The following is a 15,755-nucleotide window of genomic DNA, read 5'->3' as shown; positions in this document are numbered from 1 at the left end:
CCGCAGCCACTGCCAGGAACTCAGAACACCCACTGCCCAATCAACCATGCATTGGCTCCACTGATCAGCGCAAACAGAAACCACGCCAACACCCGCGTGTGCAGCCGATTGACGAACGGCCCCATGAGTTGCTTGTCGCCGGTCATGCGGATCAACGGGTACAACGCAAACGGCAGTTGCAGGCTGAGCACCACCTGGCTGAGGATCAGCAGCTTGCCAATGGCCTGGTCGCCCATCAGCCACACCCCCAGAAACGCCGGGATCAGTGCCAGCCCACGGGTGATCAGGCGGCGTTGCCAGCAGGGGATGCGCAGGTTGAGGTACCCCTCCATGATCACTTGCCCGGCGATGGTGCCGGTAAAGGTCGAGCTTTGCCCGGACGCCAGCAAGGCGATGCCGAACAGGATGCTGGCGAAAGCGCCGCCCACCAGTGGGTCGAGCAAGCGGTAGGCGTCCTGGATCTCGACCACCTCAGTGTGCCCCGTCTTGTAGAAGGCGGAGGCCGCAAGTATCAGGATCGCGGCGTTGACCAGCAGTGCCAGGGCCAGGGAGCCGATGGTGTCGATCCGCGCCAGCTTGACCGCATCCTGTTTGCTCGCGAGGTCTTTGCCGATCAGGCGAGTTTGCACGATCGAGCTGTGCAGGTAGAGGTTATGGGGCATCACCGTGGCGCCAAGAATACCGATGGCCAGGTACAACGGCGCGGCATCGCTGATGGCCGACAGGGATGGGGTGAAACCACTGAATACATCCGGCCAGTAAGGCTTGATCAGCACCAGTTCGATAAAGAAACACACGCCGATGGTCGCCACCAACGCCAGCATGATCGCTTCCAGGCGGCGAAAACCACGGTTTTGCAGGGCCAGAACCAACAGCGTATCGAAGGCGGTGATGACAATGCCGGTGGTCAGGGAAACCCCCAGCAGCAGGTGAAACGCCAGGGCGCAGCCGAGCACTTCGGCGAGGTCGGTGGCGATAATGGAGATTTCCGCCAGCACCCACTGGGTGCGTGCGGAGCGTTTGCTGTAGCGCTCACGGCACAGTTGCGCCAGGTCCTTGCCGGTGGCGATACCCAACCGCGAGCACAGGCACTGCACCGCCATCCCCGCCAGGCTGGCCAGCAGCACCACGAACAACAGGCTATAGCCATAGCGCGACCCGGCTTCGATGGCCGTGGCCCAGTTGCCCGGGTCCATGTAGCCGATGGAGATCAGCAGGCCGGGGCCGGCGAACATCAGGATGCGCTTGAAGAGCGACGCCTTGGGGTCAACGACGACGGAGCCAGCCACTTCCGGCGGGCAGAATGGAGCAGTAGCGATTTTCGGCAGGCTGAATTTCACGCGGTATCCCAGGCAAACACACTCGACAGGGGCTCAGCTTATCAGTCGGATGCAACGGTGCGCATCACCGTCTCCCGAGGCAGGTCAAACGCCTCCACCACCTGCACCACCAAGTCCATCTCCTGGTTCAAGGCTTCACGCTCCATGCGCTGGCGAATCACCCCGATCACCAGCACCGCCAGCGTGGTGATCGAATAGGCCGGGCCGGAAAACGCCCGTACACCGCTCACCAGCAGCATCGCCGCCGCCAATGCCTGGCCGACCACAGGGATTGCCGAAGCAGCCCCCCGGCGCAGGATAAACCCGGTCAACCCGGCCAGCGCCGTACCGCTCAACGCGGTAGTGGCGGAACGGCCGACATCGATACGATTGAACAGGCCCTGCTCCTTTTGCGCCGCCGCCTTGAGTTCAGCGTCGAATACCTGGCGGTCGGCGTTGCTGAGTTTGTCCTTGTACTGCTCGATCAGCGTTCCCGCGACCTGGGCTTCGAGGTCGGCCAGCGTGACCGTTTCAGTGGCCTGATCAAACTTGATCCCAAGGCGCCGGGCCACATCTTCGGCGATCCGGCGATAACTCACGCCATGGCCCCGGGCCAGGTTCATAAAGCTGTCGCCGCCCATGCGCTGTAGCTCAATGGCGAGCCTGAGCGGTTCGCGCACCGTGGCGTCAATCGACGCACTGTGCTTTTGCGCCATCAATTCGGCGAGGAACTTCAACTCATCCGGCCGCGCCTGCACCAGCGCAGCAAACAGGTCCGTGTCCTCTTCGGCAAAGCGTACCTCGCTGCTGCGCTGGTCGGAGCGGATCAGGCCGCGCCGCTCATGCAACAGGTCGGTGTACTGCACCACGGTCTGCAACTGCGGCCAGTAGGCGGCGTGATCGAAGGTGGCCAGGTGCACATTGGTGACCTTGGCCTTGAGCGCCGGCGTCACCGGGATCGCATACCGGCCGATGCACCGCTCGGTGTCCGGCTTCATGGCCAGGGCCCAGTCCTTGCTGGAATGGCAATTGATCACCCGCCCCTTGAGCGGCGCGCACACCTCATCCCAAGGGCTGGACGTACAGATCGCCCCGCCCATCAACAGCAGGTTGTCCAGCGGCAGTTCCCGTGCGGTTTCAGGGCTGGCCAGCAGGCTCTTGACCAGAATCCGCGCCCCCAGGGAATGACCGATCAGGTTGATACGCCGCACCTCCAGCGACTCGCCCTCCAGGTAGCTGGCCAGCTCCGGCAGCAAGCTCCTGGCCACTTCGTCCACCCGCGCCTCGACGCTTTTGTAGTGGTCGAGAAAATAGGCAATCGCCTTGCCCACGCCTACGGTCGCAGCACCGATGCTGCCGCCGCCCAGCATCGCGGTGATCACATCCTTGAAGGGCGCAAACAGGTTTTCCAGGAAATGCCCCGCCGGCCAGAACAGCATCAGGTTGGTCGAACCCTCGATACCCGCCAGTTGTTCCTTGAAATTGCCCAGCTGTTGCCGGTTAAAGAACGCCGAGTAACCGTGAACATAGAGATTGAGCACATCACCCTGAGGCTCGCCGCACAATACGAACGTGGGCTTGCGGGTGCGGTGCATTTCATCCCACTGGTGCTGCATGGGCCGGTGACTCCTGGTGACGAGGGACGGCGATAATAACAAAGGGAGGGCTGTAGAACGGTGAATCCTGACCGGCGTGGCGGTCGCGAAGGATCAGAACTGCGCCGCAGCCTTTGATTTGGCCAGGTAGCGCGCCGGCGAATCCCCCAGGTTGCGCCGGAACACGGAGGTGAATGCACAGGCCCCGAACCGCCTGCCGCCAAACACACCCTGGCGTCTTGTCCACTCAAACGCAGCAAAAAATACAATTTTCGAAAGGTAAAAAGCGCTCTAATACCCGCCTGTCGATTGGTTTTAAAGATCCTGGAGTTCGCAATGCCCCATGAAGGCAACCTGTTACAAGCAGCCGTGGTGTTCCTGCTCGCCGCCGTGCTGACCGTACCCCTGGCCAAACGCCTGCAATTGGGGGCGGTGCTCGGTTATCTGTTCGCTGGTGTGATCATCGGCCCATCCGTACTGGGCCTGATCGGTAACCCGCAAAGCGTCGCGCAGTTCTCCGAGTTGGGCGTGGTGTTGCTGCTGTTCATCATCGGCCTGGAACTGTCGCCCAAGCGTTTATGGGTGATGCGCAAGGCAGTGTTCGGCGTCGGCCTGGCCCAGGTACTGCTCACCGGTCTGGTGATGGGCGTAGTGGCGTTGTGGCTGTTTGGCCAGTCGTGGAACAGCGCAATCGTGCTCGGCCTTGGCCTGGCGCTGTCGTCCACCGCGTTTGGCCTGCAAAGCCTGGCCGAGCGCAAGGAGCTGAACCAGCCCCACGGGCGCCTGGCGTTTGCGATCCTGCTGTTCCAGGACATCGCCGCGATCCCGTTGATTGCCATGGTGCCGCTGCTGGCCGGCAGCGATCATCCGACCACTGAAGCCCAGGGCCTGCAACACGTCCTGCAGATCCTCGGCAGTATTGCCGTGGTGATCATCGGCGGACGCTACCTGCTGCGGCCGGTGTTTCGCATCGTCGCCAAGACCGGTCTGCGCGAAGTGTCCACCGCCACGGCCTTGCTGGTGGTGATCGGCACCGCCTGGTTGATGGAACTGGTGGGCGTGTCCATGGCCCTCGGCGCCTTCCTCGCCGGCCTGCTGCTGGCGGATTCGGAGTACCGCCACGAGCTGGAATCCCAGATCGAGCCGTTCAAGGGCCTGCTGCTGGGGCTGTTCTTTATCAGCGTGGGCATGGGCGCCAACCTCAGCCTGCTGATCAGCTCGCCGCTGGTGGTGATCGGCCTGACCCTGCTGTTGATCGGCCTGAAGCTGCCGCTGCTGTACGCCGTGGGCCGCATGGTGGGCGATCTCAACCGCGAAAGCGCCCTGCGCCTGGGCGTGGTGCTGGCGGCGGGAGGTGAGTTCGCCTTTGTGGTCTTCAAGATCGGCCGCGACCAAGGCCTGTTCGAACCGCACCTCTACGACGTGCTGGTGCTGACCATCACCCTCTCCATGGCCGTCACACCGCTGTTGCTGTTGGTGTGCCCGAAGCTGTTCAAGCCCAAGGTCAAACCCGTGGAAGTACCGGAGGAATACCGCACTATCGAAAGCGATGCACCCCGTGTGGTGATCGCCGGCATGGGCCGTATGGGCCAGATCGTCGCGCGGATCCTGCGCGCGCAAAACATCTCGTTCATCGCCCTCGACACCTCGGTGGAAACCATCGAACTGACGCGCAGTTTCGGCGGTATGCCGGTGTTCTACGGCGATCCGCAGCGCCCGGAGATCCTGCATGCGGCCAAGGTCGACCAGGCGGAGTTCTTCGTGATCGCCATGGACGACCCGGAGATCAACATCAAGACCGCCGAACTGGTGCGCAACCTCTACCCGCACATGAAGATCATCGCCCGTGCGCGTAACCGCCAACACGTACACCGCCTGGTGGACCTGGACGCCTCACCGGTTCGCGAGACGTTCTACTCCAGCCTGGAAATGAGTCGCCGTACCCTGGTGGGCCTGGGGTTGACCCAGGCCCAGGCCGATGCCCGCATCACCCGCTTCAAGAACCACGACCTGCAAGTGCTCGCCGCCCAGCACGCGGTGTACGACGATGCGGCCAAAGTGATGCAAACCGCCCAGGAAGCACGGGCGGAATTGGCGCGACTGTTTGAGATGGATCGACTTGAGGAAGAGTCCGACAAGGTGTGAGGCTAAGGGTGAACGACATTGCGAATTTTCTGACAGAATGTGCCGCAATTTCGTTCATCCTTGGAGCGCTTCATGGCCACGTTCACCAAGACCGCCATTCTGTTGGCCCTCGCGCTTACCGCCGGCAGCGTATACGCCGCCGCCAAGCCGACCACGCAAACCATCTCCACCTTGGGCGGTAAATTCAGCTTCAACCTGCCCAAGGCCTACGCCGCCGACACCCTGCCAGCCGGCAAGGCCGAAGACGGCACTGCCGATACCCAAGGCACGATGTACGCCAACCAGACCACGAAAAGTGTGGTGATCGTCGCCGAAACCGTGCGTAACGACGGGGTAACCATCAAGGATAACGATCCACAGTTCCTCGACGGCGCCGTGGCCGGCTTCGTCAAGGACCAGAGCGCCGCCCTGCCCGACTTCAAGAAGCTGAGCGAGAAGAAACTGACCTTCAAGGGCCTGGGCCTGCGCCAGGTGGACAGCACCGCCACCCAGGGCGGCGGCAAGACCTTGAACTCCACGTTCCTCGGCGGCTCCGGCAACCACTTGCTGGTGATCCAGGCAATTTCGCGGGCCGATGATGCGAAGGGGCATGCAGAGCTGGTGAAGCAGATTACCGGCGGCAAATAACAAAGAGTCCTGACAACACCCATCAAATGTGGGAGGGGGCTTGCCCCCTCCCACCTTTGTTCAGCGCGCTCACTTCAAATTCGTTTCCAGCCACGCCTTCAAGTCCTGCACTTCCGCCTCACTGACAGTGTGGTTCATCCCCGGATAGCCATGAAACTCCGGCTTCAACCCAAGCCCCACCAACACCTCATTGGCCCGCGTCGCCGACGCATACGGCAGTGCCTGGTCCAGGGTGCCATGGCCGATAAAGATCGCCAGTTTGTTCAAGCGCTCATCCGGCTTCAGCTCAGCCTTGAGCACCGGCAGCACGCTGCCACTCAACGCCGCGATACCGCGCACCAACTGCGGGTCACGTAACGCCACCTCATACGACATGATCGCGCCCTGGCTGAACCCCACCAGGAACACCCGGTCAGGCTGGGTGTGATACTTGGCGGTGGCTTGGCCGACAAAGTCCTTGATCAGCTTGGCGCTGCTCTGCAAATCAGCGGTCACACCATCGTAGTCGCCGTCACCCGGCGTCTTGGTAAACCAGCGAAAACCATTCGGCTGCACCGGCGTCGGCGCGCGGGCCGACAGGTAGGTCCAGGTGGACGGCAGCGCGTCCTTGATGCCGAACAGGTCCTGCTCATTACTGCCGAACCCGTGCAGGAAAATCACCAGCGGCTCGTTGCGCGCATCGCCCTGGGTCTGTTCCAGGTACGCCAGCGGCAAATCGGTGTGCAACTCGGAATCAGCGTGGGCAACGCCGGCCACCAGCGTCAGCGCCAGGGCAAACAGTTTGAGCATGGGAAATGACCTCAGGGTTTGCGCAATAAATAGGTGTCCATAATCCAGCCATTCTCCAGGCGCGCCGCCTTGCGCACCCGTTCAATCTCTTCAGCCACGTCACTGACCTTACCGCTGATGAGGATCTCGTCTGGCGTGCCCAGGTAGGCACCCCAGTAAATATCCAGCTCCCGATCGGCCACCGTACGGTAGGAATCTTCCGCGTCGAGCATGACCACCAGGGTGTCGGCATCGCTGGCCTGCCCCGCCGCCAACCGCCGCCCGGTGGTGATCTCGATGGACTTGCCGATACGGTTCAACGCCACCTTATGCTGGGCGGCCAGGGCTTGCACGCTGGTGATGCCGGGAATCACCTCGAATTCAAAGGCGCAACGGCCGCTGGCGAGGATCGCCTGCAGGATGCGAATGGTGCTGTCGTACAGCGCCGGGTCGCCCCAGGCCAGGAAAGCGCCGACTTCACCGTCGGCCATTTCCTCGTTGATCATGCGCTCGAAGGTTGCCTGCTTATCGCGGTTGAGGTCCTGCACGGCGGTGGTGTAGTCGATCTCACCGCGCACACGCTCGGGGCAGTCGGCCTCGACAAAGCGGTAGCCCGGCTCGGTGATGTAGGTCTCGCAGATTTCACGGCGCAGGTCGATCAGCTTGTCCTTGCTCTGGCCCTTGTCCATCAGGAAAAACACGTTGGTGCGGTTCAGCGCTTTCACGGCCTGCATCGTGATGTAGTCAGGGTTGCCGGCGCCAATGCCAATGATCAGGATGCGTTTCATGGGTTGCTCTCATTGCGGGGCGTGGATTTTGCCATGTTCACGCACTCAGGCGTGAGTTTCCAGGCGCAGGCGCCACACCGTGTTGAAGCGCAGCTCGGTAGCGGACAGCGGTTCGACGTCGATCCGGTAGAACATCGACAGCGGAAATTGCATCACGTGCAACATCGCCGCGCGGATCACAAAGGGATGGGTGATGGCCACTATGTGTCCGGGTTGGGTCTCGAGGGTTTTCATCCACTGCGCCACCCGTGTGCACACCTGATCGACCGATTCGCCGCCATGAGGTGCGCTGGCACTGTCGGTCAGCCAGCCCTGTAACTCGTTGCTGTCAAGATGGCTGAGGTGCTGGCCTTTCCAGCGACCCAAATCGCCATCACGCAGGGCGTCTTCAATAACCGACTCACTGCCATACAACCCTGCCGTCTGCCGGGCGCGGGCCTCCGGTGCGCACAACAAACGGTTTTTTTTCGGGTAGCGATCGGCCAGTGATAACGCCGCGCCTTTCCAATCCATGGCAACGGACTCGTCATCAGCAAAGCGCCCCTGTTTTTGCAGGGGCGTTGCCGCATGGCAGATCAAGGTCAGGCGGGTGGCTTGCATGACAGGTCGCTGATACGCAGAGATCGAGGCCACCAAGACTGGCGCAGTTAACCCTATGACGCAACGCCTTCATTCCCACGCGAAACAGTGGAACAACCCTTGGCCGTCCACTGCCGCGCTAATCAAACCACTCCCGCCGCCCCTCGAACGTGCTGACGATCAACGCCACAATCATCTGCACCGCCTCGGGGTGGCGCACCTGGGCATTCACCGCCAGCCACACCTGGCGCTGCATGCTGTCGGCCAGCAACCCCGGCAACGCCACCAGTCCACGGTCGAAGCTGCTCATGTAATGGGGCAGCAGACCGATACAGGCGCCGCAGCGGATCATCTCCAGCATCAGCGAATAGGCATGCACCTGCACCACCGCCGCCAGGCGCTGTTCCACCACCTGGTTCCACGGCTGCAGGGCGTTGACCTGAGCGTCCGGCTGCCATTGCACCAGCATGTAGTCATCCAGGTCTTCCACGCTGTCCGGGCGCGTGATCAGCCGTGAATAGCGCTTGGCGATATGCGGCAGGTACTGCAATCGCGCCAGCGCCCGTGGCGGTTCGGTGACAAAGCTCGGGCCGGGCACCGGGCCATCGGTGTCCGATAGCCACAGCACCACATCCACGTCCACCGATTGCAGGGACAGTTGGCTGTCAATGGAAATGATCTCCAGGCGCACGCTGGCATTGCGGCGCAGCAAGGCGATCAGATCACGGCCGAGGATGTCGTGCAGGATCGGTTCGGCCACCGCCAGGCGAATCAGCGGCTGCTCCACCGCCGGCAGGCGCCGTTCATGGGCCAGGGCGATCAGTTGGGCCTGCAATTGCTGGCCGTCGCGGCTGAGCACCAGGCCGTTGCCCTGGTAGCTGAACAGCGAATGACGCAGGTGTTCTTCCAGCTGCGCCAGGCGCTTGCGCAGCAGCGTCGCCTTGACATTCAGGCTGCGCGCGGCCTGCATGAAACAGCCGCAGCGCGCACTCACCAGAAAGTAGTGCGCCACCTCCGGGTCGATCTCGGTGGCCAGGGCCAGCCAGGCACTGCGTGGCTCAGAGGGTGCACGATAAGCAGTGGGCCCTTGAGGGGCAGACGGTTCGAGAAATGCCATGGGAGACTCCCTGTCTTGTTGGTCTGTGCATCCAATGCGGGTTGACGCGCGTTACTCCAGCACTTTGTTCAACTCGGCGCCGTCGATACTCAAGGTCGCGGTGTTGAGCATGCCTTCCAGGTAGGCCTTGGCGATCTGCTCCTGGCGCTGAGCACGCAGGGCCTGGGTCAGCCGCTCACGCAGTTCGTCCAGGGTGGCGGTACGCGCCGGCTGCTGGCCGATGAGCTTGAGCACATGGAACCCGGCCGGGCTTTGCACCACGTCGGAGACCGCACCGACCTTGAGCCGCGCCACCGCGCCGCGCACTTCCGGCACCAGTTGCTGCAACGGCTGCATCCCCGAGTCACCACCGCGCGCGGCGCTGTCGGGGTCCTGGGAAAACTGCGTGGCCAGGGCGGCAAAATCAGCCGGCGCGGCCTGGGCCTTGCGGCTCAGGTCCTGGGCCTGACGACGTACCGCGTCGAGGTTTTGCGGGTCATTCACCGCGAGGAAAATCTGGCTCACCCGGTACAACGGCGGCGTGACCCACTGCGCCTTGCCACTGTCGTAGGCCTGTTGCAGTTCGGCGGCGCTGGGGTAGTCGGCCGGCACCTGGCTGACCGACAGCATGTAGTCGCGAAACACAATCTGCTCGGTGGCGGCGCGGGTCTGCTGCTCCACCTCCGGGCGCTGGCGCCAACCCTGGGCGTCGGCCTGTTCGAGCACAGCCTTTTGCGCCAGCCTCGAGCGAATCCAGGTTTCCAGGGCGCCACGGTTGCCGCGCAGTTGCTCGCGGGATTCGGCCGGCAGGCTGGCCAGCACGCTTTTCAGCTCCGGCAGGTCGATCTGCTGATTGCCCAAACGTGCCACCGCTGGCCCGCTCGGCGCGGAATTGATCACCGGCGCCGGTTGCTGCGCCGCCACCGGGTCACTGCCCGGTCGCAGGCTCAAGCCCACCGCCACCACCAGTAAGGCCAACGCACCCGCGCCGACCATCAGGGTTGGCTTTTTCACAGGACCGGTGCCTCTTCGCCCACCGCCGCGGCCTGCAACTGCGCGGCCTGCTGGCTGTACTCACGCAGGTAGACGATAAATTCCTGCAACAGGCGGTCCCACAACTCCAGCTGGCTGCGCAGGTGCGTGGCGCCAACCCCGGCCACCACCACGTCCATTTCCATCAGCAGGAACTCACCCTGCACCGACAACCGCGCAAAGCGCCGCGAGGCGTTCCATACCGGGGCCAGACCTTCGGGCAACTCGCCCTGCACTCGCAGCGCGCAGCTGTAGGTGAAATCCACATAGCTGCCCTGCTCCGCCGCCGGGTTACCGAAGCGCACGGCGAAGCCGATGCCCTGGCTGGCGCTGAGCAATTGCACGATACCGTTCTGTTCGCTCTGGTTAACCCGGTAGCCGGCGTCCTGCAACAGTTCGGTGAGGCTCTGGACGGTGACGCTGGTGATCAATTCGCTCATGGTGATCTCTTCCTTGTCTATCAGTGATTGGCAGCTGCCTGGGGCGCATCAAAACGGCTCTTGTACAGATCGTCGCCAAAACCCTGGGCCAGTTCTTCGAACTTGACCCGTGCGCTGCTGGCGAAGGGCTGGCGAATGCTCATCACCTCGGCCACATCGATTTTTTCGTAGGCCGCGAGCAGTTGCTGGGCCACGCCGTACATCTGTTGATTCTTGACTGAACATTGCTGCACTTGTGTGTCACGTTCGCTTAAGGCCGCCTGCAGGCGCGCGCGCTCGGCTTCTTTACCCTTGGCCAGCACCAGCAGTTCGTCATAGGCCTTCTTGAATTTGCCGATCTGCTCGTTGCTCGCCGCCACCTGGGCTTGCGCCTGGCTGTGCAGGCTCTGTTGCTGGCCGGCCAATTGCTCGGCGGTGCCACGGGCTTTTTCCAGCTCGGCCGTCAGCTGCTTGATTTGCGCCTGGGCCTGCTTGGCCTGGTTTTCGGCGGCCAGCCGTGCGGCACTGGCCTGGGCCTGTTCGCTTTGCAGCGCCTGCAATTGCTGGGTGGTGCTGCGCAATTGCGTACGCAGGCGCTCCTCCATGCCTTCGGCCGAAGCGCCGGTGGTGACCAGCAGCAGTAACAGCGCGCAGATTCGCGTGTTCATGTGGCATCTCCCTGCGCATCAAAAGCGCGTGTTGAGTTCCAGTTGCATCACATCGACTTCGAACGGCTGGCCATACACTTCGGACGCGCTTAACCAACGCGCACTGGCGTAGATGTTCTTGTCGATACCGTAGTTGCCGCCGATGAAATAACCCTTGGCGTTGGTGCCGCCCAGGTGGAACGACGAGTCGTTGAAGCCGTCGGGCAAGGCGTCCGGCTGGATGTACTTGTAGCCGGCCAACACGTTCCAGTCGCCGCGCTTGCGCATTTCCAGGGCACTGCCGAGGGTGAACGAGACCATCAGCGCATTGCCGCCACTTTCAAACTGGCCATTGCTGTTGAGGTTGTTGACGATCTCGCCTTCGCTGCGCTTGAGCATCTCGCCCTTGTCGTAGGCCAGGTTGTGGATGAAGTTGGCCTGGCTGCGCAGCTTGAAGTCGCTCGGCAGTTCGCTGTCCCAGACCAGGTTGAGGTCCAGCACATCGAACTTGGACGCCAGGCCTACGTATTGCGGGTCGGGCGTGCGGACAGGATCAGCCGGGCTGGTGGTGTTGTTGCGCAGGTTGAATACGCTGTTGCCTTTTTGCATGAAGGCCACGCGTGTGCCGTCGGTGTCGCAACCTGCCGCGCCCTGCCAGGTGGAGCAAGGGCTGGAGCGCTCGCCTTCGATGTCCTGGAACTGGTAGTAGGCAGCGGCGAGCTTGAGACGGTTACTGCGGTTGATCTTCCAGTCGGCGCCAATCTGCCCGCCAAACAGCCATTTGGTGTCGCTGTCTTCCTTGTCGATGCCATTGGTGCTGGCGGTGTCGGAGGTGTATTCGACCGGGAACGCGCCGAGGGTACCGAACAGGCCCCACTCGCTGTTGAGGCTGTGATTGAAGATCGCGGCCACACCGTCGAAGTTGAGGTCGTTGGAATACATCATGTCGGTGGAGTAGAACGGGTTGCCAATACGCCCGGCGGTCAACGTCATGTAGTCGGTGGTTTTCCAGCTCAGGTAACCCTGGTCGAGCCAGATGTCCTTTTTGCCAAAGCCGCCGCCCAGGGTCTGGGTGGTGGACACCGGGTTATTGTCGGAGCCGGTGGCGATACGAATGCCGGCGGTCCATTCCGGCGAGATCACCGCTTTCATGCCCAGGCGTGCCCGCAGGCGGAACAGGTTTTCGCGGTCCTCGCGGGTGTTGATCAGCGGCGGGAACTTGCTGTTGGAGTTTTTGTTGACGTCGTACGGGCCGGTGTCATTGAGCTTGGCGTAGTCGGTGATGGTGTTGTCGTTGCGGCCGGAGAAGTAGCGCGACTCGTCGCGCAGACGGATATCGCCATCAAAGCTGATGCGCGAGATCCAGTCGGGGAAGGTATTGGGCTGCGCCCAGTTTTCCTGCTTGGCGGTGGACATGACTTCGGCTTTGACCTGGTCGCGAATCTGGTCGCGCACCGCCTGCGGCACGTACTGCACACGCACATCGCCGGGCGCGGTCGCCGGGCCGCTGGCAACCACCGGCGCAGCGTTGGCCTGGCGGGCCTGCTGGGCTTCTTTTTCGGCCTGGGCGATCAGCCCGTTGGCGGTGTCCTGGGTCAGCACACCTTGCTGCACCAGCAGGCGGATCAGGTTGATGGTGACGTTTTCCGAAGGCGCAACCGGGGCTGCCGCCGCTTGCCCGACCAGGGTCGCGATGACCATGCCAACCGCCAGGGTCAGTCGATTCACGGGGGAAATCATGTGTACGCAACTCCTGTAAAAACCGTTGATAAAAAGTCGTTGAAAACGTATGCGGTCAATCCGGGCGCCGGCCCTTGAGGGACAGGCGCATGGGCAGCGTCAGCGACGCCGGAGGTTTCTGGGTGGCGCGCGGCGCACGGACCAGTGCGAGCATCTGGGCGTCGGTGTCGGCATCCCCGCTGGACTTGGCCACTACGGCCTTGGTGACCTGGCCCTCGGCGCCCAACCACAGGTCGATCTGTATCGCAAAGGCCTTCTTGCGCAGCTCCGGGTCTTCGCGCATCAGGCGCTGATACGTACCGGCCAGGTACTGCTTGTAAGTGCCGGTCCCCAGCCCGCCGCCGCCATTGCCGGCCATGCCGCCGCCCTTGCCAGCGCCGATGTTGAAGCCGTCATTGCCGGACTGCGCATCGCCGTCGATCTGCATCGGGTTGGCCAGGTCTTCATTCGGTGACGGCGGTGCTTCCTCGGCTGGCTTGACCGCTTCGGGCTCGGGGCTCGGCACCGGCTCCGGGACTTTCTCTTCAACCTGAGGCTCGGGCTCCTTGGGCTTTTCCGGTGGTGGCGGCGGCAGTGGCGGCAACGGGATAATCGTCGGCACCTTCGGCGCTTCACGGCGTACGCCACTCATGTCATTGGCCCACTGCCAGAGAAACCAGGCCGCCACGGCGCCCAGCAACAGGCCGGCGCCCCACTTCAACGGGCGCAACGGCGGTTTGTTCTTCACGGGCAATGGCGCGATCGGGATCTGTGCGGTCATGACTCAGCCCTGGCTCGGTTTGCCGGTGACCAGCCCGACCTGGGACAGCTCCAGCCGACGCAGCAGGTCGAGCACCTCGATGACCTTCTGGTACTGCACCATCGCGTCACCGCGCACGATCACCGGGAAGTCCGGGTTCAGCGCTTTCTCGATGCGCAGGCGTTCTTCCAGTTCGCCGAGGGTCACCGGGTAAGCATCGAGGAACACCTGGCCGCCGTCGTTCACGGAGATGGCCTTGGTCTTGGCCTCCGACAGCGACACCGAGGCGCTGGCCTTGGGCAGGTGAATCTGGATCCCAGAAACCTGGGCGGTGGCGGTGAGGATAAACATCACCAGCACCACCATCAGCACGTCCACCAGGGGCGTGATGTTGATGCTGTCGACGGCGGCATCATCGTCATCGTCGTGGGAGGCATTTACGGAAGCCATGGCGATTCTCCTCAGGCCGGAACCGATGCGTGATGGTCGCGGCGGTGCGCGGCTTCACTGTGCTGGCTCTCGCCGTGCATCTCCGCCAGGCGGGTGATGAACTCGTCGACGAACACGCGCATGTCGGCGCTGACTTCCTTGTTGCGCGTGATCAGGCGGTTGTAGCCAAACAACGCGGGGATCGCGACAAACAGGCCCATGGCCGTGGCCAGCAAGGCCGCCGCCATGCCTGGGGCGATGGCGTTGATGTTCACGTCGCCGGCCATGGCCGTGCCGAGGAACACCACCATGATCCCCAGCACCGTACCGAGCAGGCCGATGTACGGGCCGCCGGCGATGGCGTTGGACAGGGTCGACAACTTGGCACTCAGGGCCTGGTTCTCACGGGTGCGTACACCGTCCATGGAGCAACGGATCGCTTCGATTGTGGCCGCCGACACCGACGAGGTGTCGGCGCCCTGGGCACGGCGGGTACGGATCTCCTTGACCGCCACCAGGTATAGGCGCCACAGCGAAGAATGGCTCAGGCGCTCAGCCAACTGCGCGTCGTCGGCATACATCTCCAGGCGCGTGCCGATCTGGGCGAAGTGCTCGCGGAACACTTGGTTGGCACTGCTCAGACGGCTGACCTGGCGGTTCTTGCGCAGCATGATGACCCACGACTGGAACATCATCGCCACCAGCACCAGGATGATCACCCAGGCGTCCACCGGCACGGCGTTGAGCAAAAAGCCCAGGCTGCCGAAGCCCATGCCGGACTGTTCTTCATCCACGCCGTAGGCCACCAGTTTCGACTCGGCGCCCTGGGCACTCGCGTCAGCCAGCAACAGCGCGGCCGGGCGTGCCACCTTGGACAGGCGCAGCTCATCCATGGCCCCGGCGAACGGCAGGTGCGTGCTGCCGGCGTCCGGCAAGTCGGCGCCGACCGCCAACTGCGTATTGAACGCGGGCATGGCCACGGCGAGGTTGGCGGTTTCACGGCCATTCACATACAGCGTGACTTTTTCGCCCTCGGCGGTGAACGCCAGGTGCTGCCATTGGCCAGGGTTCAGCGGCTGGGTCGACACGACGCGCTGGCCGTCGATCTCCACAAACGGCGTGCCTTGGTTCAGGCCCAGCAACAGGCTGTGGGGGCCGTCACGCCGGGCCAACACGATTTGCTCGCCACTGGCCTGGTCCAGGCGCAGCCAGGCGCTGAAGGTGAAGGCAGCGCCGGCGGTGTGTTGCAGCGACGGGCTGGCCGGCAACATCAGCGGCTGGCCGCCGAACTGCAAGGCGCGGCCGATCACGCCGTCGATACTCGCGCCGGTGGCGTTCAGCGCCGTGTTGGCGTAGGCCGTGGTGTCGCGGGCCGGTGTGCCGTTGGCACCGTCAAAGTGGTAGAGCGCGGTGTAATTCGGATCAAACGTCAGTTGGCCATTGGCGGTGGCCGGGGCCTTCTGGTTGCCGTAGTACATCCAGATGTCCTGGCGCTGGCCGCCTTCGACCTTGGGCACATCGACCCAGATCAGCGCCATGCCCATCAATGGGTCGAAGCTTTCGATCTGGTAATTGAACACGGTCTTGTCATCGGCACCCACAAAGCGCAGGTCGCTGCCGTCATCCTTGACCCCGTCAAAGGTAAAGTTGCCGGTGTGCAGGCGCACCAGCAACGCGGTGCGGCCCAGGGCCTGATTGATCGCGGCGCCTTGGGCGGTGGTGTCCACCGAAATCTGTTTGCGGTAGTGCCAATCGTCCTGCCACCAGGCATGGGCGGTGGCCGGGAGCGCGAAGCCCAGGCAGATCAACAGGCTCAGGAATAGGCGTTGCAT

15 protein-coding genes and 1 pseudogene are annotated in these 15,755 nt (G+C 63.0%); 2 read left to right on the top strand and 14 right to left on the bottom strand.

The annotated features are described in order from the left end of the window. Positions 1-20: 20 nt before the first annotated feature. From AB1462_RS23225 to AB1462_RS23215, 3 genes and pseudogenes are all read right to left on the bottom strand, one after another. The gene (locus AB1462_RS23225) at positions 21-1,340 is read right to left on the bottom strand and encodes an Nramp family divalent metal transporter (RefSeq protein WP_259194821.1); all 1,320 of its coding nucleotides are present in this window, start codon (positions 1,338-1,340) and stop codon (positions 21-23) included. 41 nt (positions 1,341-1,381) lie between these two features. Continuing rightward, positions 1,382-2,935, bottom strand: a complete 1,554-nt coding sequence (locus AB1462_RS23220) for a DUF726 domain-containing protein (protein ID WP_090405692.1) — start codon at positions 2,933-2,935, stop codon at positions 1,382-1,384. Positions 2,936-3,028: 93 nt separating this feature from the next. After that, a pseudogene (locus AB1462_RS23215) lies at positions 3,029-3,118 on the bottom strand (AraC family transcriptional regulator); the annotation flags it as partial. 132 nt (positions 3,119-3,250) lie between these two features. Between AB1462_RS23215 and AB1462_RS23210 the strand changes: the two are divergent. Together AB1462_RS23210 and AB1462_RS23205 are read left to right on the top strand one after the other, a co-directional pair. Next, on the top strand, positions 3,251-5,059 hold the full coding sequence (locus AB1462_RS23210; RefSeq protein WP_259194820.1) for a monovalent cation:proton antiporter-2 (CPA2) family protein: 1,809 nt from the start codon (positions 3,251-3,253) through the stop codon (positions 5,057-5,059). A 72-nt stretch (positions 5,060-5,131) separates the two neighbouring features. Next, on the top strand, positions 5,132-5,686 hold the full coding sequence (locus AB1462_RS23205; RefSeq protein ID WP_259194819.1) for a hypothetical protein: 555 nt from the start codon (positions 5,132-5,134) through the stop codon (positions 5,684-5,686). Between the two features lie 69 nt (positions 5,687-5,755). Here the strand turns inward: AB1462_RS23205 and AB1462_RS23200 are convergent, their stop codons facing one another. From AB1462_RS23200 to AB1462_RS23150, 11 genes are all read right to left on the bottom strand, one after another. Next, positions 5,756-6,475, bottom strand: coding sequence for an alpha/beta fold hydrolase (locus AB1462_RS23200; RefSeq protein ID WP_315338116.1), 720 nt, complete (start codon positions 6,473-6,475; stop codon positions 5,756-5,758). Positions 6,476-6,486: 11 nt separating this feature from the next. Next, a complete protein-coding gene (gene cobF / locus AB1462_RS23195; RefSeq protein ID WP_090405701.1) occupies positions 6,487-7,242 on the bottom strand; it encodes a precorrin-6A synthase (deacetylating) in 756 nt (251 codons plus the stop codon). A gap of 45 nt (positions 7,243-7,287) precedes the next feature. Beyond that, entirely contained in the window at positions 7,288-7,842 is a 555-nt protein-coding gene (locus AB1462_RS23190) for a histidine phosphatase family protein (protein ID WP_090405702.1), read from the bottom strand. Between the two features lie 118 nt (positions 7,843-7,960). Further along, positions 7,961-8,938 carry a LysR family transcriptional regulator gene (locus AB1462_RS23185; RefSeq protein WP_090405705.1) on the bottom strand — a complete coding sequence of 326 codons (978 nt, stop codon included), beginning with the start codon at positions 8,936-8,938 and terminating at the stop codon, positions 7,961-7,963. 51 nt (positions 8,939-8,989) lie between these two features. After that, positions 8,990-9,931 (bottom strand): peptidylprolyl isomerase, encoded by a 942-nt coding sequence (locus tag AB1462_RS23180; RefSeq protein WP_315338112.1) that lies wholly within the window; start codon positions 9,929-9,931, stop codon positions 8,990-8,992. Next, positions 9,928-10,389, bottom strand: coding sequence for a YbjN domain-containing protein (locus tag AB1462_RS23175; protein WP_090405711.1), 462 nt, complete (start codon positions 10,387-10,389; stop codon positions 9,928-9,930). Before AB1462_RS23175 ends, AB1462_RS23180 begins: the two co-directional genes overlap by 4 nt. A 20-nt stretch (positions 10,390-10,409) precedes the next feature. Next, a complete protein-coding gene (locus AB1462_RS23170) occupies positions 10,410-11,036 on the bottom strand; it encodes a DNA repair protein (RefSeq protein ID WP_090405714.1) in 627 nt (208 codons plus the stop codon). Between the two features lie 18 nt (positions 11,037-11,054). After that, on the bottom strand, positions 11,055-12,755 hold the full coding sequence (locus AB1462_RS23165; protein ID WP_367248008.1) for a putative porin: 1,701 nt from the start codon (positions 12,753-12,755) through the stop codon (positions 11,055-11,057). A gap of 55 nt (positions 12,756-12,810) precedes the next feature. Next, positions 12,811-13,515, bottom strand: a complete 705-nt coding sequence (locus AB1462_RS23160; RefSeq protein ID WP_367248007.1) for an energy transducer TonB — start codon at positions 13,513-13,515, stop codon at positions 12,811-12,813. Positions 13,516-13,518: 3 nt separating this feature from the next. Continuing rightward, the gene (locus AB1462_RS23155) at positions 13,519-13,944 is read right to left on the bottom strand and encodes a biopolymer transporter ExbD (RefSeq protein ID WP_010211136.1); all 426 of its coding nucleotides are present in this window, start codon (positions 13,942-13,944) and stop codon (positions 13,519-13,521) included. Between the two features lie 11 nt (positions 13,945-13,955). Next, complete coding sequence (locus AB1462_RS23150; protein ID WP_367248006.1) at positions 13,956-15,755, bottom strand: DUF2341 domain-containing protein; 1,800 nt, start codon at positions 15,753-15,755, stop codon at positions 13,956-13,958.

Origin of the sequence: Pseudomonas sp. SB113 (genome assembly GCF_040754745.1) — a bacterium.
GTDB classification, from domain to species: domain Bacteria; phylum Pseudomonadota; class Gammaproteobacteria; order Pseudomonadales; family Pseudomonadaceae; genus Aquipseudomonas; species Aquipseudomonas grimontii.
The sequence above is the reverse complement of the archived record's forward strand: the minus strand, read 5'-3'. Positions and strand labels throughout refer to the sequence as shown.

Excerpts from the sequence above, each read along its gene's own strand:
- AB1462_RS23205 (WP_259194819.1), top strand. The coding sequence starts at position 5,132 with ATGGCCACGTTCACCAAGACCGCCATTCTGTTGGCCCTCGCGCTTACC.
- AB1462_RS23200 (WP_315338116.1), bottom strand. The coding sequence starts at position 6,475 with ATGCTCAAACTGTTTGCCCTGGCGCTGACGCTGGTGGCCGGCGTTGCC.
- AB1462_RS23210 (WP_259194820.1), top strand. The coding sequence starts at position 3,251 with ATGCCCCATGAAGGCAACCTGTTACAAGCAGCCGTGGTGTTCCTGCTC.
- AB1462_RS23165 (WP_367248008.1), bottom strand. The coding sequence starts at position 12,755 with ATGATTTCCCCCGTGAATCGACTGACCCTGGCGGTTGGCATGGTCATC.
- AB1462_RS23170 (WP_090405714.1), bottom strand. The coding sequence starts at position 11,036 with ATGAACACGCGAATCTGCGCGCTGTTACTGCTGCTGGTCACCACCGGC.
- AB1462_RS23185 (WP_090405705.1), bottom strand. The coding sequence starts at position 8,938 with ATGGCATTTCTCGAACCGTCTGCCCCTCAAGGGCCCACTGCTTATCGT.
- AB1462_RS23155 (WP_010211136.1), bottom strand. The coding sequence starts at position 13,944 with ATGGCTTCCGTAAATGCCTCCCACGACGATGACGATGATGCCGCCGTC.
- AB1462_RS23220 (WP_090405692.1), bottom strand. The coding sequence starts at position 2,935 with ATGCAGCACCAGTGGGATGAAATGCACCGCACCCGCAAGCCCACGTTC.
- AB1462_RS23190 (WP_090405702.1), bottom strand. The coding sequence starts at position 7,842 with ATGCAAGCCACCCGCCTGACCTTGATCTGCCATGCGGCAACGCCCCTG.
- AB1462_RS23175 (WP_090405711.1), bottom strand. The coding sequence starts at position 10,389 with ATGAGCGAATTGATCACCAGCGTCACCGTCCAGAGCCTCACCGAACTG.
- cobF (WP_090405701.1), bottom strand. The coding sequence starts at position 7,242 with ATGAAACGCATCCTGATCATTGGCATTGGCGCCGGCAACCCTGACTAC.
- AB1462_RS23160 (WP_367248007.1), bottom strand. The coding sequence starts at position 13,515 with ATGACCGCACAGATCCCGATCGCGCCATTGCCCGTGAAGAACAAACCG.
- AB1462_RS23150 (WP_367248006.1), bottom strand. The coding sequence starts at position 15,755 with ATGCAACGCCTATTCCTGAGCCTGTTGATCTGCCTGGGCTTCGCGCTC.